The organism is Streptomyces antnestii (genome assembly GCF_004005495.1).
Classification (GTDB): Bacteria; Actinomycetota; Actinomycetes; order Streptomycetales; family Streptomycetaceae; genus Streptomyces; species Streptomyces antnestii.
In genome coordinates, this window is record NZ_RZYA01000006.1 from 324,250 (window position 1) to 345,385 (window position 21,136).

The following is a 21,136-nucleotide window of genomic DNA, read 5'->3' on the forward strand; positions in this document are numbered from 1 at the left end:
CCGAGCGGTGTACCAGGCAGGAATTAAGCGGTGCGGAGGGGTCGTGCCGGGCCAGGGGGATACGAGGGGCGTGCGATGTGGGAGAGCGGGACGGCCGTGATGTGTCAGGGGGACTCTGGGGCCGAGTGTTCCGGGTTCTTGTTCGGGGTCGCGTCCGCGTTGTCGCCGGACACCGCGGCCCACGTGCCGATGCCGGCCGCTGCCGCCAGGACCGCTCCGGCGACGCCGAGGGTGATACGGCGGCGGCGGGCGGAGGCGCGGTGGCGGGCCGAGCCGGGGCGGGGCGCGCCGGCCGCGCGCGGGGCACGGGCGGTGCCGCGGGCCCCGCCGGCCAGCTCGTCGGGGGCCGGGACCCGCATCGACGTATGGGTGTCGCGGTTCGAGTCGGTCGGGGTCGTGCCGGGCACGAGGGGGACGGCGCCGCGGCGCGCGACGGGTTCCTTGGGGGCGGCCGGGGCCGCCTCCGGCTCCGGGTCGGGCTCGGTGTCCGGCTCGTCGACGTCGAGCGGCGCCATCCCGGCGAGCGTCGGCAGCTGCTCGCGCAGCCGGGCCGCCAGCTCCGAGGCGCGCAGCCGGGACGCGGGCGCCTTGGCCAGGCACTGGACGAGGAGCTGCCACAGCTCGTCGGGGATGCCGGGAAGCGGGACGACCGTCTCCGTGACGTGCCGGCGCAGGATCGCGCCGGGGTGCCCGCCGCCGAAGGGCGTGAACCCGGCGAGCAGCTCGTAAAGGACCGTCGCGAGGGCGTAGATGTCGACGGCGGCGCGGGGCGGGAGGCCCTCGATGAGTTCGGGGGCGAGGTAGTCCGGGGTGCCGATGATCTTCGTGGCGCGGGTGCGGCGCGGGGAGTCGATGAGCTTGGCGACGCCGAAGTCGGTGAGGAGCGCCGGGTGGGAGCCGCCGGGGCCGAGGGGGCCCTGCATGTCCAGGAGGACGTTCTCCGGCTTCACGTCGCGGTGCACGATCCCGGCGGCGTGCGCCGCGGCGAGCCCGTCCGCGATGTCCGCGACGATGGCGACGGCGGCCTCGGGGGCGAGGCGCCGCTCGCGGTCGAGGCGGGTGCGCAGGTCGGTGCCGCGTACGAGGTCCATGACGAGGGCCAGGTCGTTCCCGTCGACCACGAGGTCGCGGACGCCGACCACGCGCGGGTGGTCCAGGCTGAGCAGGGCCGTGCGCTCCTGGACGAAGCGGCCGACGAGTTCCTGGTCGGACGCCAAATCCTCACGCAACAGCTTGATGGCGACGGGGCCCTCGGGTCCCTCGCCCAGCCACACCGTGCCGGCGCTGCCGCGGCCCAGGATCTGGTTCGCGGTGTACCGGCTGCCGATCTTCCGTGCCAAGACTGCTCCTACAGACGCGTGTTGGCGCCCAAGCTACGCGGCTCGGACGCCAACCATCACATCCGCGGGGGAAATCACCCTCCGGAAGTCGACAAATCTCCAACGTCACGCCCGGCTTCGGGCGCGCGGCGAACTTCAGTTACCGGTACCCGTTCCGGAACCGCCGCCGCTCGAACCCCCGTTGCCCAGGTCGCCGATCCAGCCGCTGACCGTCTTGAACCAGTCCGACAGCGTGGCCCAGTAGCCCTTGCCCGTGCCGATCCAGTCCTGGAGCGGGGTGAACTCCCAGACCAGCCAGCTCACCACGAACAGCATGACGATCATGAAGAGGCAGCCCTTGAGGCAGCCGAGCCCCGGGATCTTCATCGGGTTCGCGCTGCGCTGCCTCGGCTGGCGCGGCTCGCGCTGCGGCGGCTCGGGCCTGCGGGGCTGCTGCGGCGGCGCGTACTGCTGCTGCTGGGGCTGCGGCGCGTACCGCTGGGGCGGCTGCTGCCGCGGCTGCTGCTGACCCGCGTACTGCTGCGGCTGGGCCGGCCGGCGGTGAGGGCGATGGCGCAGCGGGTCGTCGTTCGGGTCGAGGTACTGGACCTGCGTCTGCTCGTTGCGGTCGCGGGCCGCCCGCAGCTGGTTCTGCCAGGGGTGCGGGTCGTCCGGGTTCGCGCCCGGCTGGTGCTGCGGCACGGGCGGCATGACGGCCGTCGGGTCGGCCGCGCCCGCGCCCCCGCCCCCGCCGGCACCGGTGGACTGCATGACGCTCGTCGCCGCGTTCGGGTCGTACGAGGCCGAGTCCCCGGCGGTGCTCGGCAGGACCTGGGTGGGGTCGGCCGCGCCGGGGTTGCCCGGCACCTGGGCGGGCGCAAGGTCCGGCATGAGGAGCGCGCCGACGGCCTCGGCCGCGGCGATCTGCGCGGAGTTCGCGTGCACGCCGACGCCCTCGGCGACGGTGCGCAGCGCACGGGCGAGGTTCTCGGCACTGGGCCGCTCGTCGGGGTTCTTGCGCAGGCAGCGCTCGATGACCGTCCACAGGGGGTCGGGCACGGTGGACGGGCGGCGCGGTTCGGCGCTCAGGTGCTGGTGCAGGACCTCCAGGGCGGAGCCGCCGGAGAACGGGGGCCGGCCGGTGACCAGCTCGTACAGCAGGATTCCGGCGCCGTAGATGTCGACCGCGCTCGTCTGCGGGCGGCCCTCGGCGGACTCGGGCGCGACGTACGCGGGCGTGCCGACGAATTCCTGCGTGCGGGTCAGGCCCGGGGAGTCGGCCAGGCGGGCGATGCCGAAGTCGGTGAGCATCGGGTGCATCTCGCCGCCGTCCTGCTTGAGCAGGACGTTGGCCGGCTTGAGGTCGCGGTGCACGACGCCGTCGGCGTGGCTCGCGGCGAGCGCGTCCGCGACCTGCGCGGTCAGCAGCGCCGCGGCCATCGGGGAGAAGGGGCCGTTCTCCCGGAGGTAGCGGTGCAGGTCGGGGCCGTCGACCAGGTCCATGACGAGGGCGAGGAGCTCGCCCTCCACGACCAGGTCGCGGGTGCGCACGATGTTCGGATGCGTCAGGCGGAGCAGCACGGAGCGCTCGCGCAGGAAGCGCATCACCACATCCGCGTCGTTGGCGAGCTCCTCCTTGAGGACCTTGATCGCCACGGTCTCGCCGGGCTGGCCGGCGACGGCCGCCTCGGCGCCCGCGGTCTCTCGCTGGCGAGCACGCCAGACGGTGCCCGTGGCGCCGCGTCCGAGCGGCTCCTCGAGCAGGTACTTGCTCCCTACCGGCCGCACGTCATGCGCTCCCTGCTTGCTGCGAACTGGCGTACTGCTTGGCTCTGCCCGGGACCGGTCCGGTCCCGCCCTGCCACTGGTCCCGGGCCTGTCGGGCCGCGGGTGTTCCGACCCACTGTAGTGCCGTCGAACTGCCCACAGTCTGTTGATCTTCTGAGACGTCGGCCGACGGAGGGGCGTTCGACGGAAAGACGCCCGAGCCGGGCTGTTGGTTGCCGACGGCGCGGGTCCGAGCGGTCCCAACCGGCACCATGCAGGCACTTTTGCGGGCAGAGCCGACCAATCAAGATCACTTACGGGTGGCCGCCGGGCGTGTTGTCCGTGGCAAGTGCGAGGATGCCTCTCGTACTGGCCTACGTGCCCGTTGTGCGGTGGGGGATCTGCGGTGGGGGAACCGCGGGGCAGCCCCTTCCCGGGCGCCCGCGCAGAAGGGACCGCTGACGCGATGCAGATCCGGCTGACCGTCGTAGACCCCCTGGGGACGCGCCCCGACCCGCAGGGCCGCGCGGCGTCGCGCGACGTGCTGGTCACCGCCCCGGCGGGCACCGCGCTCGCCGCGGTGGCCCCCGGCCTGGTGGCGGCCGTCGCGGGCGGTGAGGGGACCGCGATCCTGTACGCGGGACCCGAGAGGCTCGACGGACAGCGCTGCACGCTGGGCGAGCCTCCCCTGATCGACGGGACCGTGCTGTCCCTGGGTGTCCCGGCCGAGCCCGGCCCCGAGCTGGAGAGCGCCGAGGCGCAGCTCCATGTGGTGGCGGGGCCCGACGCGGGCGGTGTGCATCTGCTGCACGGCGGCGAGATCCGGGTGGGCCGTTCGGCCGACGCGGACATCGCGCTCGACGACCCCGACGTGTCGCGGATGCACTGCGCCGTGACGCTCGACACGGACGGCCGGGTGACGGTCACGGACCTGGGCTCCACGAACGGGACGACGGTGGACGGCGGCCCCGTCGGCGACCGCCCCGCCCGGCTCGCCCCCGGCGCCCTGCTGCGGCTCGGCGAGTCCACGCTGCGGCTTGCCCCCGCGGGGGCGACCGGCTCCCCCGGCACGGCGCTGCGGACGGCGCCGGACGGCGAGGGCCACGTGCGCGTGACGGCCCCCGACGTGGACGCCTCCGAAGGCCACGCCGCGCGGCCCCCGCTCGCGGGCGAGACCCGGCACGCGTACGGCCCGGGCGCGATGGCCGCCGGACCCGGCCCCGTGGTCCCCCTGCAGGGCGGCGCGCCCGCCGTCGAGAGCTCCCCCGGCACGACCCCCGTCACCCCCGCGCGCGGCACGCCCGTGCCGCGTGAGCAGCGCAGACGCGGCGGGCTCGGCGCCTGGGCCCGGCGCCTGGCGGGCGGACGCGCGGGCGACGACGACGTGTCCCCGTACGACTCCCCGTACGACACGGACGGGGCGGACCGGGCGGACGGGTACCACGGCGAGCCGGATCCGCACGGGCGCGAGGCCTTCGCCGCCGCCCCCGCGGGCTCCCGTGACGCGTGGCCCGACCCGGCCGCGCTGCTGCTCACCGCGCTCGGCCCTGGTTTCCGGCTCTGGGAGCGCGGGCCCGGGCACTCGGAAGCCCTTGCGGTGCGGCTCGGCACGGACGACCGGACGTCGCCGGACCGTACGGGGCTGCTGCCCGGCGTCCCCGTGACGGTGGGGCTGCGGGAGGCCGGCGCGCTGGGGCTCGCGGGGCCGCGGGCGCGGCTCTCGGGCGTGGCCCGTTCCGTCGTCGCGCAGCTCGCGGCGCTGCACTCGCCGGACGTGCTGGAGATCGTGCTGGTCAGCACGGACCGGTCGCGCACGGTCCAGGACCGCGCGGCGGACTGGTCCTGGCTCGGCTGGCTCCCCCATCTGCGTCCCACGCACGGCCAGGACTGCCGCCTCCTGCTGGCGTACGACCGCGAGCAGGCCCTCGCCCGTACGGGTGAGCTTCTGCGCCGTCTGGACGACCACATCGCGGACGAGGCGCGCCGCCCGGGCGGCCCGGGGACGGCGGCCGGCCGCGCGGCGGGTCAGCCGGGGGCCGGGGCCGGGGCCGGTTTGGGCGCACAGCGCTCGGGGCCGACGGTGCCGAGGTCCCGTTCGGGTGAGGCCGCCGACGCCGGGGAGCGTGGCGGCGGCATGCCCGCGGCGGGGCCGTACGGGCACGAGGGCGCCTCGCGGGGCGGCCTCGGCGGAGGAGTGGAGGGCGCGACGGGCGGACGGGGGCCGGACGGCCACGGTGACCCGCGGTTCGCGGCCGGCGGGCCGGGGCTGGACGGCCACCGTGACCCGCGGGTGGCCGGCGGACCGGGGACGGACAGCCACCGTGACCCCCGAGTGGCCGGTGGACCGGGGCCGGAAGGCTACAGCGCACCGCGGTTCGCGGCCGACGGGACCGGGCCGGACAGCCACCGTGACCCCCGGATGGCCGGCGGGCCGGGGCCGGACAGCCACCGTGACCCGCGGTTCGCGGCGGACCGGGACGAGTACGACGAGTACGCGGCGGACCGGAACGGGCGTGCGGCGGAGCATTCCGCCGGGCACCCCGCCTCGGCGACCGGCCGCTCGGCCTCCACTCCCGGGACCGGCCACTCAGCCTCCGCCCCCTGGACCGATGGCTCGGCGCCCGCCCCCCGTGACGCCTGGGCGCCCGGGGTCTCGGGAACCCCGGAAACCCCGCACCGCTGGAGCGGCCCGCTGACCGTTCTCGTCGTCGACGGGGACCCGGGGGCCGCCGGGCTGCGTGAGGCCACCGTGCGGCTCGCCACGGAAGGGGGCCGGGCCGGGATCCATGTCATCTGTCTCGCCGAGGCCCCCGCGTCCTCGCCCGCGTCACCGGTCACGCAGACGTACGAGATGGCGTGTGCCGTGTCGCCCGCGTTCAAGGCGTGCGGCGCCGTCGCGCTGCTCAGCGGCGACGTGGCGACGGCGCTGCGGCTGATGCGGACGTCCCACGGACAGGTCGTCGGACATGGCACGGTCGCCGCGATCGACGCGGTGTCGGCGGCCTGGGCGGAGCGCTTCGCGCGGGCGCTCGCCCCGCTGCGCACGGACACCGGCCCCGCCGAACCGCATCCCCGCGTGTCCGCCCCCCTCCCCCAAACGGCAAGACTTCTCGACGAGTTGGGGCTGGCGAGGGCCACGCCCGCGTCCCTGATGGCCCGCTGGGCCGCCGCCGGGGACGACACCGAGGCGCTGGGCGGGCGCGCCTGGGCCGTGCTGGGCGCCGGGCCGCGCGGCCCGGTCGTCGTGGACCTGGCCGCCGAGGGCCCCCATCTCGTGATCGAGGGCCCGGCGGGCAGTGGCCGTACGGAGTTGCTGCGTTCGACCGCCGCGTCGCTCGCGGCGGCCGAGCGGCCCGACCGGCTCGGGCTCGTCCTGATCGACGGCAGGGACGGCACCGGCGGATCCGACCGGGGTGACGGGCTGCGCGTCTGCACGGACCTGCCGCATGTCACCACCCATCTGACCGCCAACGACCCGGTGCGCATGCGGGAGTTCGCGCAGTCGCTGGCCGCCGAGCTGAAGCGCCGCGCCGAGCTGCTCGGGCGGCAGCACTTCGCCGAGTGGCACACCCAGCGCGAGGTGTCGGGCCGGCTCGTCGCCCAGCGCCCGGCGCCGGTCCGCCCCTCCGACCAGGGTGCCGGGGACCTGGACACCCCGCCCAGCTCCACGATGCGGCTGCGGCCCGGGGCCGCCCGCAAGGAGACGGACGCCGCGCCGCCCCTGCCCCGGCTCGTGGTCCTGGTGGACGACCTGGACGCGCTGCTCTCGCCGCCTCTCGGTTCGCCGGGGCGGCCCGCCGCGGGCTCGGTCGTGCGGGCCCTCGAAGCCGTCGTCCGGGAGGGCGAGCGGCTCGGGGTGCACCTGGTCGCGGCCCGCGCGTCCGGCTCGGAGCCCGCGTGGGGCGTGGCGCTGCGGGTCGTGCTCGACGCCCCGTCGGCCGGCCCCGAGGAACCGGCACCCGGGCGCGGCCGGCTCTCCGGCGCGGACGGCCGCGAGCTGGCCTTCCAGACGGGCCGGGTCACGGGCCGCATCCCCCGTACGGCCACGCAGCGGCCCACGGTGGTGCCGCTCGACTGGACGCGGATGGGCGACCCGCCGACCCGCCGCCCCGTAAGGGAGTTGGGGAACGGGCCGACCGATCTCGCCCTGCTGGCCAGCGCGTTGGAGCGGGCCGCCCGGTCCGTGTCGGCGCGCGAGGTGCCGTCCCTGCTGTGACCCCGCGTCCCCGCGTGCGACAGAGCGCGGGACGCGTGATCCCCCAGCCCCTGGCCCCGAATTCCCCAACTCCCCAACTCCCCATGTTCCAGGCCGAGATCACGACCCCGTCACGATCAAGGGTCTGATGCCGCAGGCGCCCTTGCCTGCCCTGCGGGGCGGGCGTAGACCAGACGCCAACGGACAGCGCGGTGACGGAAGTTACGTACGTTCGGCGTTCGGGACGAGAACGGGGCAGCTATGCGCAGCATTCGTACAGGCAGACGAGCAGGGGTGGCGGCGGCGCTGACCGCGGGTGCCCTCGCGCTGACACTGACCGCGTGTGGCGGCGGGAGCGGCGGCAGCGGGAACAAGGACAAGGGCGGCACCGGCGGAAGCGGCAGCGCCTCCGTCAAGCTCCCCAAGCTCACCGGCCAGACCCTTGAGGTCGCGGCCGTCTGGACGGGCCCGGAGCAGGACAACTTCACCAAGGTCCTCGCCGAGTTCGAGAAGCGCACCGGCGCCAAGGTCAACTTCGTGCCGACGGGCAACAACACCGCCACGTTCCTCAGTACGAAGATCGAGGGCGGCAAGCCGCCGGACGTGGCGTTCCTGCCGCAGGTCGGTGTGCTGCACCAGTTCGCGGACAAGGGCTGGATCAAGCCGCTCGGCAGCGAGGCGCAGGCCCAGGTCGACAAGAACTTCTCGGCCGGCTGGAAGGGCCTCGGGGCGTACAAGGGCAAGCAGTACGGCGCCTATGTGAAGGCCGCCAACAAGTCCCTGGTCTGGTACAACACGGCGGCGTTCGACGCGGCCGGGATCACCAAGACCCCCAAGACGTGGGACGAGTTCCTGTCCACGGCGCAGACCCTGTCGGACGCGGGCTCGCCGCCCGTCTCGATCGGCGGCGCGGACGGCTGGACGCTCACCGACTGGTTCGAGAACGTCTATCTCTCCCAGGCGGGCCCGGAGAAGTACGACCAGCTGGCCGCCCACAAGATCAAGTGGACGGACCCCTCCGTCAAGGAGGCGCTGACCACGCTCGGCAAGCTGTGGGGCAAGGACGGTCTGATCGACGGCGGCCGCAAGGGCGCCCTCCAGACGGAGTTCCCGAAGTCCGTCACCCAGACGTTCAACGGTGGCAGCCCCGCGGCCATGGTCTACGAGGGCGACTTCGTGACCGCCAACATCAACGCGGACACGAAGGCCAAGGTCGGCACGGACGCCAAGGTGTTCCCGTTCCCGGCGGTCGGCGCCAAGGCCCCCGTGGTCAGCGGCGGCGACGTGGCCGTGGCGCTCAAGGGCGGCAAGGGCGCCCAGGCGCTCCTCACGTTCCTCGCCTCGACCGACGCGGCCGAGATCTGGGCGGCGCAGGGCGGCTTCATCTCCCCGAACAAGGAGATGGACACCGCGAAGTACAAGGACGGCGTGACCCGGGACATCGCGAAGGCGCTGCTCGCGGCGGGCGACGACTTCCGCTTCGACATGTCCGACCAGGCGCCGGCGGCGTTCGGCGGCACGCAGGGCGTCGGCGAGTGGAAGGGGCTCCAGGACTTCCTGCGGAACCCGAAGGACGTCGCGGGCACCCAGAGCCGCCTGGAGGCCGACGCCGCCAAGGCGTACGGGAAGGGCTGACGGCGCGCCATGCCGTCCTCCGTGGCGAAGGCGGCGGCGGGGGGCGCCGGCGCAGTGCCGTCGGCGCCGTCCGTGACACCGCGCAAGAGCGTGATCGGGACCCGGCCGTGGGTGGCGGCGCTGTTTCTGCTGCCCGCGATCGTCCTGCTCGGCGCGCTCGTGGTCTACCCGATCGGGTACTCGGTCTGGCGCAGCCTCTACGACGCCGGCGGCTCGGACTTCGTCGGCCTCGGCAACTACGCCGACATCTTCCGCGACCACCAGACGCTGATCGCGGTCAGGAACACGGCGATCTGGGTGGCCGTGGCGCCGGCCCTGTGCACGGGCCTCGGTCTGATCTTCGCCGTGCTGACCGAACGGGTGCGCTGGGGCACGGCGTTCAAGCTGATCGTCTTCATGCCGATGGCGATCTCGATGCTGGCGGCGGGCATCATCTTCCGCCTGGTGTACGAGCAGGACCCGAACCAGGGTGCGGCGAACGCGATCGTCACGTCGGTGCACGACACCTTCACCGACGCCTCCGTCTATCCGAAGGCGCGCCCCGCGCTCGGCGGTGACCTCAAACCGTCGGGCGGCGGCGCGTTCACGACCGGACAAAGCGCACAGGCAGGCACCCCGGTACTCCTGCCGCTGGTCGGCATCGCGCCGAACAAGCTGCCGAGCAGCCCGGAGAGCGCCAGGCCGGCCGCCATCAAGGGGAACGAGATCACCGGCACCGTCTGGCTGGACTTCAAGCTCGGCGGGGGCGGCCGGAAGGGCGCCGTCGACGCGGGCGAGAAGGCGCTGAAGGGCGTCAAGGTGGAGGCGGTGCGGGGCGGCAAGGTCGTCGCGTCCGCCACCAGCGGCGCCGACGGCACCTTCACCCTGCCCAAGGCGGCAGAGGGGGCCCGACTCCGCCTGCCCGGCTCGAACTTCGCGACGGCCTACAACGGCGTCGACTGGCTCGGCCCGGCCCTGGTGACACCGTCGGTCATCGGCGCGTACGCGTGGATGTGGGCGGGGTTCGCGATGGTGCTCATCGCCGCCGGGCTCGCGGGCATCGACCGTAACCTCCTGGAGGCGGCCCGGGTCGACGGAGCGAACGAGTGGCAGGTGTTCCGCAAGGTCACGGTGCCGCTGCTCGCCCCGGTCCTCACGGTCGTCCTGGTCACGCTGATGATCAACGTGATGAAGATCTTCGACCTGATCTACATCATCGCCCCGCAGCCGTCCCAGGACGACGCCAACGTCCTGGCGCTCCAGCTGTTCCTGTCCGCGTTCGGCGGCCAGGGGAACTTCGGCGCGGGCAGCGCGATCGGCGTGCTGCTCCTGCTGCTCGTCCTCCCGGTGATGTGGGTCAACATCCGCCGGCTGCGGAAGGAGCGTCAGCGGTGACCGCACTCGACACGTCCGTGCGCGCCAAGCGTTCGCTCGCCGCCCGGTTCGCGAGCGGCGCGGCGGGCGGGGCGCTGCGCGTCTTCCTGCTGGTGGTGGGCCTGTTCTGGCTGGTGCCGACGCTGGGCCTGCTGGTCTCCTCGTTCCGCGATCCCACCGACATCGCCGCGTCGGGCTGGTGGAAGGTGTTCACCGCCCCGGCCCAGCTGACGACGAAGAGCTACCAGGCGCTCCTGGAGAAGGACGAGATCACCCACGCCCTGTTCAACACGATCTGGATCACGGTCCCGGCGACCCTGCTCGTCGTGATCATCGGGTCGATGGCCGGATACGCCTTCGCCTGTATGGACTTCAAGGGGCGCGACGGCTGGTTCATGGCGGTCGTCGGGCTGCTCGTGGTGCCGGTGCAGGTGGCGCTGATCCCGCTGTCCGAACTCTTCGGGAAGATCGGCATCTTCGGCAGCATCATCGGCGTCGTCCTGTTCCACGTCGGCTTCGGGCTGCCCTTCGCGATCTTCCTGCTGCGTAACTTCTTCGCGGAGATCCCCCGTGAACTCCTGGAGGCGGCACGGCTCGACGGCGCGGGAGAGGCGCGGCTCTTCGCCACGGTGGTGCTGCCGCTCGGCGGGCCGGCCATCGCGTCGCTCGGCATCTTCCAGTTCCTGTGGGTGTGGAACGACATGCTGGTCGCGCTGATCTTCTCGGACTCGGGCTCGCAGCCGCTCACGGTCGCGTTGCAGCAGCAGGTACGGCAGTTCAGCGGCAACATCGAGATCCTGGCGCCGGGCGCGTTCATCTCGATGGTGATCCCGCTGGCCGTGTTCTTCGCGTTCCAGCGGCAGTTCGTGTCCGGAGTGATGGCAGGAGCGGTGAAGTAGCCGCTGTCTCAGGCGAATTGAGGGGCGGACCGGTCACGGTTCGCCCCTCTTCGGTGGGCAGGGTCCCCCGTATGCCACATTCGGCGTAACCGGATCACTCCATCGGCCGTTGCCGGGCAGTATGCCCGTGCCGACCCATGGATGCGTCTTGCCCCGCTTCAGTGTCATCGTCCCCGTGTACAAGGTGCAGGCCTATCTGCACGCGTGCCTCGAATCCGTCCTGGAGCAGTCGTGCTCCGACCTCGAGGTGATCGCGGTCGACGACTGCTCGCCGGACGCGAGCGGTGCGATCGTCGAGGAGTTCGCGGCACGCGACAAACGGGTGCGGCCGGTGCGCCTCGCGGAGAACGTGGGACTCGGCCGCGCCCGCAACGCCGGCCTCGAACACGCCACCGGCGACTACGTCCTCTTCCTCGACAGCGACGACACCCTGACCCCGGGCGCCCTCCAGGCGATCGCCCGGCGCATCGACGAGACGGGCGGCCCCGACGTCCTGGTCTACGACTACGCCCGCACGTACTGGACGGGCGAGGCCGTGCGCAACCAGTACGCGGACCGCCTCACGCAGGACGGCCCGGCGCCGTTCACGCTCACCGAGCGGCCGGAGCTCCTCCAACTCCTCATGATCGTGTCGAACAAGGCGTACCGGCGCGCCTTCGTCGAGGAGCAGGGCTTCGCCTTCCCGCCCGGCTACTACGAGGACACCCCCTGGACGTACCCGGTCCTGATGTCGGCGCGCACGATCGCCACCCTCGACCGGGTCTGCCTGCACTACCGCCAGCGCCGCCGGGGCAACATCCTGGGCACCACGTCCCGCGACCACTTCGACATCTTCGACCAGTACGACCGGGTCTTCGCGTTCCTGGACGAGCACCCCGAACTCTCCGAGGCCTGGCGGCCGTTGGTGTTCCGGAAGATGGTCGAGCACCTCGTCACCGTGTTCACCCGGCCCGACCGGCTGCCGCGCGACAGCAGGGCCGCGTTCCTGCGCAGGGCCCGCGCGCACTACCGGCGCCACCGCGTGCCCGGCGCGCCGGTCGCGGCCCGGGACCGGCTCCGGCACGGCCTGGTGCGGCTCGGCGCGCACCGCACGTACCGCACGCTGGCCGCCGCGATGCGGGTGACGCGGCGGGTGCGGGGGTTCGCGCGACGGCTGCGGCGGGCGCTCGGGGATGCCGCCCTCCAGGCGCACTACCGCGTGCAGCTGCGGCTCCCGCTGCGCGCGGACCGGGCCGTGTTCTCCAGCCACGGCGGGCGCGGCCACGGCTGTGACCCGGGAGCCCTGGAAGCCGCGTTCCGCACGCACGCGCCGCATATCGGCACCGCGTGGATCGCGCGCCCCGAGCACCACCCCATCCTGCCGCCCGGCACCGAGGCGCTGTGCCCCGGCACCGCCGCCTACTGGACGGCGCTTGCCCGCTCCAAGTACCTCGTCAGCAACACCGCTCTCGACCACCGCCTCGTCAAGCGCCCCGGCCAGGTCGTGATCCAGACCCGGCACGGCACGCCCCTGAAGAAGACGGGCCTCGACCTCCAGGAGCACCCGGCGGCGGCCCGCGGCCAGGACTTCGGCCGGCTGCTGCGCGACGTCGACACCTGGGACTACGTCCTGTCCGCCAACCGGCACTCCACCCTCGTCTGGGAGCGGGCCTTCCCGTCCTCGTACACGACCCTGGAGTACGGGTGTCCGCGCAACGACGCCTTCCACCGGGCGACTTCGCGGGACGTGGCCCGGATCCGCGACTCCCTCGGCATCCCGAAGGGCGCTCGGGCGATCCTGTACGCGCCCACCCACCGTGACTACCGCCGCACCCAGCGGTCCTGTCTCGACCTGGAGCGGGTGCTGCGCCAGCTGCGCCCGGACTTCGTCGTCCTGACGCGCGCCCGCCTGCCGCTCGCGAGCGGCGGCGCCCGTCTCATCGACGTGTCGGACCACCCGAGCGTCGAGACGCTGTGCCTGGCGGCGGACGCGCTCGTCACCGACTACTCGTCCCTGATGTTCGACTACGCCAACCTGGACCGGCCCATCGTGATCCACGCCGGCGACTGGGAGGCGTACGAGGCGGCGCGCGGCACGTACTTCGACGTGCGGGCCTCCCCGCCCGGCGCGGTCGCGCGCAGCGAGGACGAGCTGATCGACATCTTCGCCACGGGCCACTGGTGCGGCTCACGCTCGGCGCAGCTGCGGGCCGCGTTCCGCGAGCGGTTCTGCCCGTACGACGACGGGCGGGCGGCCGAGCGGGTCGTGCGGCACATCGTGCTGGGCGAGGAGCCGCGGTCCGTGCCGGTGGTGCCGCTGCGGGAGCGGCAGCCGGTCCTGGCGGTGGAGCAGGTGGGCCCGCGCGCCTGAGGCGGGCAGAGCCCAAGCCCCCCTCACCTCTCCAGCAGGGCGAACAGCTCCTCCCAGCGCTCCAGGACCCGCTCCTCCGAGAAGCGCTGCACATTGACCCTGGCCCGCTCTCCTATGGCGTCCCGCATGCGCGGGTTGCCGGTGAGGCGCAGCAGGCGGTCGGCGAGCGCCGAGATGTCGCCGGGGGGCGCGAGGAGCCCGTCCTCGCCGTCGCGCACGATCTCCCGTACGCCGGGCGCGCAGTCGAAGGCCGCGCACGGCACGGCGCTCGCCATGGCCTCCATCAGGGCGAGCGGGAAGCCCTCGCCGCGCGACGACTGGACGAAGACGGCGCTGCCGGCGAGCGCGCCCGGCACGTCGTCCGTGGGGCCCATCCACCGTACGGAGGCGTTGAGCCCGAGCCGCGTGCACTGGGCGCGCAGGTCCGGTTCGTCGGCTCCGGCGCCGTAGATCCGCAGGGTCCAGCCGGGCCGGTGCGGGGCGACCCGGGCCCAGGTGTCGACGAGCATGTCGATGCCCTTCTGGTCGGCCAGGCGGCCGATGCTGCACACGACCTTCGCGGTGCGCGGCGAGGGCACTTCGGGGAGGTGGGCGAGGGCGTTGGGCATCGCCCCGACGTTGTGCATGCCGTCGGCGATCCAGTCGTCGGCGTCCTCCTGGGTGAGGGCGAGCCAGCGGTCGACGGAGGGGTAGTTGCGCCGGACGGAGCGGTAGCGGTGGCAGGCCTTCGTGTAGGCGTACGACTCGTGGCTCATGCCGATGATCCGCAGGCCCGAGGTGTCGGCCTCGCGCACCCACTCCATGGGCCACACCTGGGTGACGACGGCGACGGCGCCGGGGCGGGCCGTGCGGAAGATCTCCGTGAGGCGGGCGACGGCGCGGGCCCGGCCGGCGAGGCGCAGGGTCTCGCGGTGGTGGGCGACGGGGTTGAGGCGGGCGAGGCCGCGGATTGGGCGGGGGGTCGGGGGGTGGGCGGGGTAGAGGCTGGTGACGTCGTAGCCGAGGTCGGCGGGCAGGGTGAGTTTGAGCTCGGCCTCGTGGACGCCGATGACGTGGACGCGGTGGCCCGCGGCCTGGAAGAGGCGCGCCATCTGGTGCGTCCAGGCGGTGACGCCGCCCAGCTCGTCGACGGTGTTGGCGAGGAGGAAGAGGTCGCGGCCGGTGCGTACTGAGGTGACGGTCATGCCCGGGGCTCCTTCACGCCGAGGATCAGGTCGGCGGCCGCGCGGGCGGCTCCGCCGTCGTCGTAGGTGCCGAACTCGGCGGCGAAGGCGCGGCGCGCGGCCTGCCATTCGCCGTCGGCCTCCTTCAGCCCGTCGAGGGTGCGCAGCAGTTCCTCCTGCGTCTCGGCGACGGGTCCGGCGGCGCGGGCGCGCAGGTCGAAGTAGGCGCCCCGCTCGGCGGCGTACGCGTCGAGGTCGGGCGCGAAGTGGACGAGGGGCCGGTCGAGGAGCGCGTAGTCGAACATGATCGACGAGTAGTCGGTGATCAACACGTCGGCGAGGACGAGGAGTTCCTGCACGTCGTGATGTCCGGAGACGTCGATGACGGTGCCGGGCGGGGTGGCGGGCAGGCTCGCCGCCTCCATGTAGTGGGCGCGTACGAGGAGGACGTGCGTGTCACCGAAGCGCTCGGCGAACTCCCGTACGTCCAGCGGCAGTTCGACGGTCCGGCCGTCCTTGGGGAGGCCGCGGAACGTGGGGGCGTACAGGACGACCGTGCGGTGGTCCGGGATGCCTAGTTCCGTGGCGGGCGCCGGGCGCGGGAAGCGGCCCTCGCGCTCGTCGCGCGCGCGGGCCGCCACGAGACGGTCGTTGCGCGGGTAGCCGGCCCGCAGCAGCTTCTCCTCGGGGATGCGGTAGGCGCGGGCGAGGGTCCGCACATCGTGTTCGGAGCGGACCATGAAGTGGTCGAACCGGCCGACCGCACGCGCGAGCGCGTCCCGCTGCGGCGCGTTCTGCGTCGCGTGCCGCGGCTCGTCGAACCCCATGCGCTTGTACGCGGATCCGTGCCAGGTCTGCAGGTACCTGGTGTGCCGCGGCTTGTCGAGGGCGTGCGGGAAGCCCTGGTTGTCGACCCACCACTCGGCGCGGGCGAGGGCCCACAGATAGCGCCAGGACCAGCGGCGCACGAGCCGCGCGCCGGCCGGGAACCCGGCGGGCGAGGTGGCGTACGACCAGACGCAGCGCGGCCGGGCGCCGCGGGCCAGGAGTTCCTCGTGGACCGCGCGCGGGCTGTCGCCGTAGGACTTGCCCATGTGGCTCTCGAAGACGACGAGGCCCCGGCTGACGGGCAGCCGGGTCAGGATGCGCCGGTACACGCGGGTCTTGACGCGCTTGCTGTGCAGCGCCTCGCGCTTCTTGCCGAGGGCGCGCAGTACGGGCTTCAGCTCGCGGGCGGGGCGGAAGTGGGTGACGTAGTGCAGGAGGGCGTGCGCGGCGCGGGCCGGGCGGCGGCGGGGCAGCAGGCAGACCGCGAGGTGGTGCCCGGCGGTGACGTAGGGCTGCCAGGTGTCGGCGGTGAGGCGGGTCAGGCGGGGGCGGGCCGGGAGCGCGGTGGCGCCGGCGGGGACGGTGGCCTTGTCGGCGAGCAGCTCGGTGGTGACGGGGACGCCGTCCACCGTCAGGACGAGACGCGGGTCCCACACGCGGTCACCGATGCCGCGCGGTCGCAGGGCGCCGGTGAGCGGCACCTCGGCCCGCCACACGATCCCCCCGTCCTCCTTGCGCAGGTCGCCGACCGGCACGGAGTACAGGCGCGCCCCGCCGCCACGGACCGTGAGGTCGAGGCGGGCGGCGAGGACGGGCCCGTGGTCGAGGAGGCCGAGCGGTACGACGACCCGGCCCCCGACGGCGAGCACCGCGCCCTCGCGGAGGCAGTGGGTGACCTGGTTCAGGAGCTTCAGGTCGGTGAACTGCCCGTACTGGTGGCCGAGTTCGGTGACGTCGAAGGTGTCGTCGCCTGCGTGCTCCGCGCTCCAGCGCACCCGTCCGTCGCCCGTCCTGACGAGCGGGGAGACGACGGTGCCGGGCCTGGCGAGGGCGTAGGCCGCGGCCCGTACGCCGTCCGCGTCGCCGTCCGCGAGGAGCCGCACGCCGACCCGCTCGACGGGCGGCAGCGTGCGCAGCGCCTCGGGGGTGACGAGGCCGCGCAGGCTCTCGGCGAGGGTGGCCGCCGCCTCGCGCCGGCCGTCGGGGCCGAGCGGCAGGAACGCGCGGACGCAGGGCACGACGTGGTCGGTGAGGAAGGTCTTCTCGCGGGCCGCGCGCAGGGTGTCGTCGTGGCGCAGGAGTTCCACGGTGGCGCGCTGGACGCGTGCCGCGCGCGGCAGATCCCTGACCGGCGCGGCCGGGGCACGCCCGGTGACGATCAGGTTCGGGACGAGCGCGATACGCCGGGCGGCGAGCGCGGCCCGTACGCCGAACAGGGCCTCCCCCGTGTCGGACAGCGTCCCGAGCGCGGCGCGCCGCACGCAGAACCCGGCGGCCAGGGCGTCGCTGGCGACGAGTTCCGGCGCGTCGGCCAGGTCCTCGGTCACCCGGGACCTCGCGTACAGGTCCTTGTACCGGCCGGGGCCCTTCTCCCAGCGCCCCGCGACCAGGTCGGCGTCCGTACGGAGGGCCGCCTCCAAGAGGTTGCGGCAGGCGTGCCGTTCGAGGCGTTCCCCCGGCGCGGCGACCATGACGTACCGGCCGCGGGCGGCGGCGAGGCCCAGGTCGCGCAGAAGGTCCCCATGGCTGCCGGTCCCGGCGTGGACCAGGCGGATCCGCTGCGGGTCACCGGCCGCGAGCGAGGCAGCCGTCTCGTTCGCGCCCGTGGCGACGAGGACGGCCTCGGTGCCGGCCAGGGTCTGGCCGAGGACGGAGCCGACGGTGGCACGCAGGGCCTCGGCGTCGTCCCCGCAGACGATGACGCAGCTCATGTCGCGCACTTCGGGGGTGCTCATCGGCGGCCTCCCGGGAGCATGGCGTCGGCGACGTGGGCGGCGGCACGCCCGTCGTCCAGGTCGCAGAACACCTCGCGGAACCGGCGGTAGGCGTCCTCGTGCCCGGCGGTGGCGGCGGCCGGGTCGCGCAGCGCGGCCACGACCTCCTCGCCGGTGGTGAGCAGGGGCCCGGGCGCCTGGGCGGCGAAGTCGAAGTAGAAGCCTCTGAGGGTGTCCCGGTAGTGGTCGAGGTCGTAGGTGTGGAAGAGCATCGGCCGCCCGGTGTGGGCGAAGTCGAACATCAGCGACGAGTAGTCGGTGACCAGCACGTCGCTGATCAGGAGGAGTTCGCCGACGTCCGGGTGGCGGGTGACGTCGCGCACGAAGCCGGACGTGGTGCCGGGGACGGTGCCGCCGACCAGGTAGTGGCGGCGCACGAGGAGGACGTGGTCGTCGCCGAGGGCGCGTTCGGCGGCCGCCAGGTCGAGGCGCAGGTCGAGTCCGTAACGGCCGCCCTTGCGGGGCTGGTTCTCGCGCCATGTGGGGGCGTAGAGGACGACTTTGCGGTCCTCGGGGATGCCGAGGCGTTCGCGGACCGCGGCGGCGACCTTGGCGCGGTCGGCCGCGTGGAGCAGGTCGTTGCGCGGGTAGCCGGACTCCAGTACCTCGCCCTGGTAGCCGAAGGCGCCGCGCAGGACGGGGGTGGAGAAGCGGTTGGGGGAGACGAGCAGGTTCCACTGGGCGGCCCGGTCGGGCAGCGAGGCGATGTAGCGCGGGTCGCCGGACGGGCTGTCCGCGAGGTCCCGGCCGATGCGCTTGAGCGGGGTGCCGTGCCAGGTCTGTACGACGTACTGGTCCTCGGCGCGCTCGAACCAGTCGGGCAGCTGGGTGTTGGTGACGACGTAGCGGCTGCGGGCCAGGGCCTCGTACCACTCGGTGCTCCACAGGGCCACGAGCCGGCAGGTGGCGGGCACCGTGACCTGCTGGTCGCGGACGACCCACAGGTGTTCGAGGGGGGCGCCGCGGGCGACGAGTTCCTCGTGCACGGCGCGCGGCGAGTCCGAGTACTGCCGGCCGTCGAAGCTGGAGTAGAGGACGGTGTCGGTGCGGGGCTCGACGCGCAGGGACGCGTAGCGGGTGCGCAGGGCGCCCTGCTGGGCGCCGCCCCGCTCCGTGACGGCGAGGGCGGATCCCGACTCGATGACGAGGCGGTCGTAGTGGCGGCGCCCGACGGTGAAGTCACGGCCGCCCAGGGCCCGTACGAGGGGCAGGCTCTCGTGCCGGGCGGGCGCGACATGGACCTGGCGGTACAGGTCGGGGTCGCTCTCGCCGGGCTCGCGCAGGGCGAGGTACCAGCGGCCCTCGGCGAGCGGCAGGACCCCGGCGGGGCCGTCGACCGCGTCCGGGCACAGGGCCGCGCTGAAGCGGCTGCCGTCCGTCTCGACCGGAAGGACGGCCTCCTCGTCGTGGCCGCTGTGCTGGAGCACCAGTTCCCACCGCGCGGCGGACTCGTCGGGGAAGCTGCCGCGGACGGTGAGCCGCCCGTCGTCCTGCCAGGTCAGTTCGTCGACGAGCGGGCGCACGGTCTGGTTGCGCAGCTCGACGTTGCCGGACGCGTTGGCGAGGACGAGCAGTTCGCGCCCGGCGCCGAGCGGGTGGCGGCCGGCCGGGATGTCGGGGCGCACGGCGAGGGCCGACCACTCGTCGCCCTCGTCGCCCTCGCGCACGAGGCCGACGCCCCACGGGTCGGCCTTGCGGGGGGCGCCGGAGCCGTCGGTCCCGGTGCCCGCGAGGTGTTCCAGGCGCAGCTCGGCCGTGAAAGTGCGCCCCGAGCAGACGACCGGAAGGTCGTACGCCTCCTTGGTGTGCCAGTTCTCGACGCGCAGCGCCTTGATGCCGGCCGGCGCTCCGGGGGCGAGCTCGCCCTCCAGCATCAGGGTGCCGCCGGACTCCTCGTGCCGCGCGAGGCGGGCCTGTACGCGCTCGGTGCGCAGCCGCAGGCGGCCCGCGCTGAGCTTGGGCGTGATCCGCAGGAAGTCGTCGAGGTAGCGCACGGGCAGCTCGGAGAGCCCGCCCATGCGCACCGGGCCCGTGCGCAGCAGGCCGCCTCCGTAGACGGCCATCTCGACGTTCCAGGTGGTGGTCGTCCGCTTGGTGACGAGCCGGGCCGGGTCGACGACGGTCTCGAACCCGGACCGGTCGTAGCTGTGCAGCCCCTGCTTGGAGCGGTAGGTCGCCTCGCGGGAGCGGACGGTGCGAACCTTCAGGGGGACGGCGCGGCGCCGGCCCGCCCGCAGCCAGGCGAACTTGGCGCGCGCCCCGACCCGGCCCGCCGGCAGGTTGCGCACGTAGGCGAACCCCTTGAGCCGCAGCCGCCCGTCCTCGTCCCAGGACGCCTCGGTGACCTGCGACTTCAGGGGCAGGTCGGCGCGCCCGAGGGCGGTCACGGCGCGCGGCAGAGCCCCGGTGACGGCCGAGAACTGGGCGCGGCGCCGGACCGTCCCGCGCGCGAGGAACGTCGAACCATTGCTCTTCTCGTACGCCATGAACGCGAGCAGTTCGGTCAGGCGGCGCTCGCGGATGAGCTGCCATTTGACGCGCAGGGCGAGCGGCAGGCCGGTCAGGACGGCCGGTTCGACGGTGTCCGCGAAGGAGTTCGCGTGGTCGAGGAACGCCTCGTGGTACGCGGCGTCGCCGAGCGGCAGCGCGTCCATGAAGAGCCAGAGGTCGCCGGCGAGGACCGTGGCGTCGTAGCGCCGCTTGCCCTCCCGCCAGCCCTCGGCGTCCGGGGTGCCGGCCGTCTCGCGCGCCTTGTCCCCGAGGAACCCGCTGGCCGACAGGACGGCGGCCGTGCGGTCGGCGACGGCGCGCGGCCGGGTCCGCCGGTTGGTGATGGAGCCGTCGCGGTCGCGCCACAGATAGACGGGCCCGGACAGGACGTCGACGCTGCCCGCGAGGAAGTGCGCGGGCACCATGACCGGAGTGTCCTCGAACAGCACGCCCACGGGGAACGCGAAGGCGTGGCGGTCCCAGAAGTCCCTGCGGAACACCTTGTTGCAGGCGATGCGGTCCCCGAGCAGGTCCCAGTGCCGGGTGACGTGGGTGGCGGACCGGTCCGTGCCCATCACCTTGCGGAACATCGCGGACTGCTCGGTGGTCCCGTCGACGCGCAGCCGGTGCACGTTGCCGGTGGCGAAGTCGGAGCCTGACTCGGCCAGCGCGCCGAGCATGCGCTCGTACGCGTCGTGCGGCACCACGTCGTCGCTGTCCACGAAGGCGAGGTGCGTGCCCGTGGCCCGTGCCGCGCCCTCGTTGCGGGCCGCTCCCAGGCCCGCGTTGTCCTGCCGGGTGTACCGGAAGCGCCCGTCGCGGTCCGCCATGGCACGGGCGATGGCGGGACTCCCGTCGGTGGAGCCGTCGTCGACCATCACGACTTCGAGGTCGGTCATGGTCTGCGCGGCCAGCGACTCCAGGCAGGCGTCGAGGTAGGCCTCGACGTTGTGGATGGGGACGACGACGGTGAGTCGTGGTGTCATGCGCTGCGCACATTCCTTCCGTAGTACTGACGGGCACGGCTGCGCCGGGGGACCCGCGAGGGACCTACTGGGTAACAACCCGCGCTGTGGATCCGGGTCACCACGCCTGAGCCATTCGGGTGATCACACAGCGATCCCGCACAGCGGGCCGGCGGGG

Annotated in this window: 10 protein-coding genes; 5 read left to right on the forward strand and 5 right to left on the reverse strand. The window is 74.0% G+C overall.

Features of this window, described 5'->3' with window-relative positions; all coding sequences use genetic code 11:
* Positions 1-104: 104 nt before the first annotated feature.
* Together EOT10_RS16050 and EOT10_RS16055 are read right to left on the reverse strand one after the other, a co-directional pair.
* Positions 105-1,340 (reverse strand): serine/threonine-protein kinase, encoded by a 1,236-nt coding sequence (locus EOT10_RS16050; RefSeq protein WP_127828867.1) that lies wholly within the window; start codon positions 1,338-1,340, stop codon positions 105-107.
* A 135-nt stretch (positions 1,341-1,475) separates the two neighbouring features.
* The gene (locus EOT10_RS16055; RefSeq protein ID WP_127828868.1) at positions 1,476-3,107 is read right to left on the reverse strand and encodes a serine/threonine-protein kinase; all 1,632 of its coding nucleotides are present in this window, start codon (positions 3,105-3,107) and stop codon (positions 1,476-1,478) included.
* A gap of 445 nt (positions 3,108-3,552) precedes the next feature.
* On the opposite strand from EOT10_RS16055, the gene EOT10_RS16060 reads away from it, so the two are divergent.
* The 5 genes from EOT10_RS16060 (at position 3,553) to EOT10_RS16080 (ending at position 13,518) form a co-directional block, all read left to right on the forward strand.
* Complete coding sequence (locus EOT10_RS16060) at positions 3,553-7,302, forward strand: FHA domain-containing protein (protein ID WP_127828869.1); 3,750 nt, start codon at positions 3,553-3,555, stop codon at positions 7,300-7,302.
* A gap of 240 nt (positions 7,303-7,542) precedes the next feature.
* Positions 7,543-8,916 (forward strand): ABC transporter substrate-binding protein, encoded by a 1,374-nt coding sequence (locus EOT10_RS16065; RefSeq protein ID WP_127828870.1) that lies wholly within the window; start codon positions 7,543-7,545, stop codon positions 8,914-8,916.
* A 9-nt stretch (positions 8,917-8,925) separates the two neighbouring features.
* On the forward strand, positions 8,926-10,290 hold the full coding sequence (locus EOT10_RS16070) for a carbohydrate ABC transporter permease (RefSeq protein ID WP_127828871.1): 1,365 nt from the start codon (positions 8,926-8,928) through the stop codon (positions 10,288-10,290).
* A complete protein-coding gene (locus tag EOT10_RS16075) occupies positions 10,287-11,168 on the forward strand; it encodes a carbohydrate ABC transporter permease (protein WP_127828872.1) in 882 nt (293 codons plus the stop codon). The genes EOT10_RS16070 and EOT10_RS16075 overlap by 4 nt, the downstream gene beginning before the upstream one ends.
* 148 nt (positions 11,169-11,316) lie before the next feature.
* A complete protein-coding gene (locus EOT10_RS16080; RefSeq protein WP_127828873.1) occupies positions 11,317-13,518 on the forward strand; it encodes a bifunctional glycosyltransferase/CDP-glycerol:glycerophosphate glycerophosphotransferase in 2,202 nt (733 codons plus the stop codon).
* Between the two features lie 23 nt (positions 13,519-13,541).
* On the opposite strand, the gene EOT10_RS16085 is transcribed toward EOT10_RS16080, so the two are convergent.
* From EOT10_RS16085 to EOT10_RS16095, 3 genes are read right to left on the reverse strand one after another with little or no spacing between them, the layout of a single operon-like run.
* Positions 13,542-14,702, reverse strand: coding sequence for a glycosyltransferase (locus EOT10_RS16085; RefSeq protein ID WP_127828874.1), 1,161 nt, complete (start codon positions 14,700-14,702; stop codon positions 13,542-13,544).
* Positions 14,699-17,464, reverse strand: a complete 2,766-nt coding sequence (locus tag EOT10_RS42585; protein ID WP_127828875.1) for a bifunctional glycosyltransferase/CDP-glycerol:glycerophosphate glycerophosphotransferase — start codon at positions 17,462-17,464, stop codon at positions 14,699-14,701. Before EOT10_RS42585 ends, EOT10_RS16085 begins: the two co-directional genes overlap by 4 nt.
* On the reverse strand, positions 17,461-20,979 hold the full coding sequence (locus tag EOT10_RS16095; RefSeq protein WP_127828876.1) for a bifunctional glycosyltransferase/CDP-glycerol:glycerophosphate glycerophosphotransferase: 3,519 nt from the start codon (positions 20,977-20,979) through the stop codon (positions 17,461-17,463). Before EOT10_RS16095 ends, EOT10_RS42585 begins: the two co-directional genes overlap by 4 nt.
* Positions 20,980-21,136: the final 157 nt, after the last annotated feature.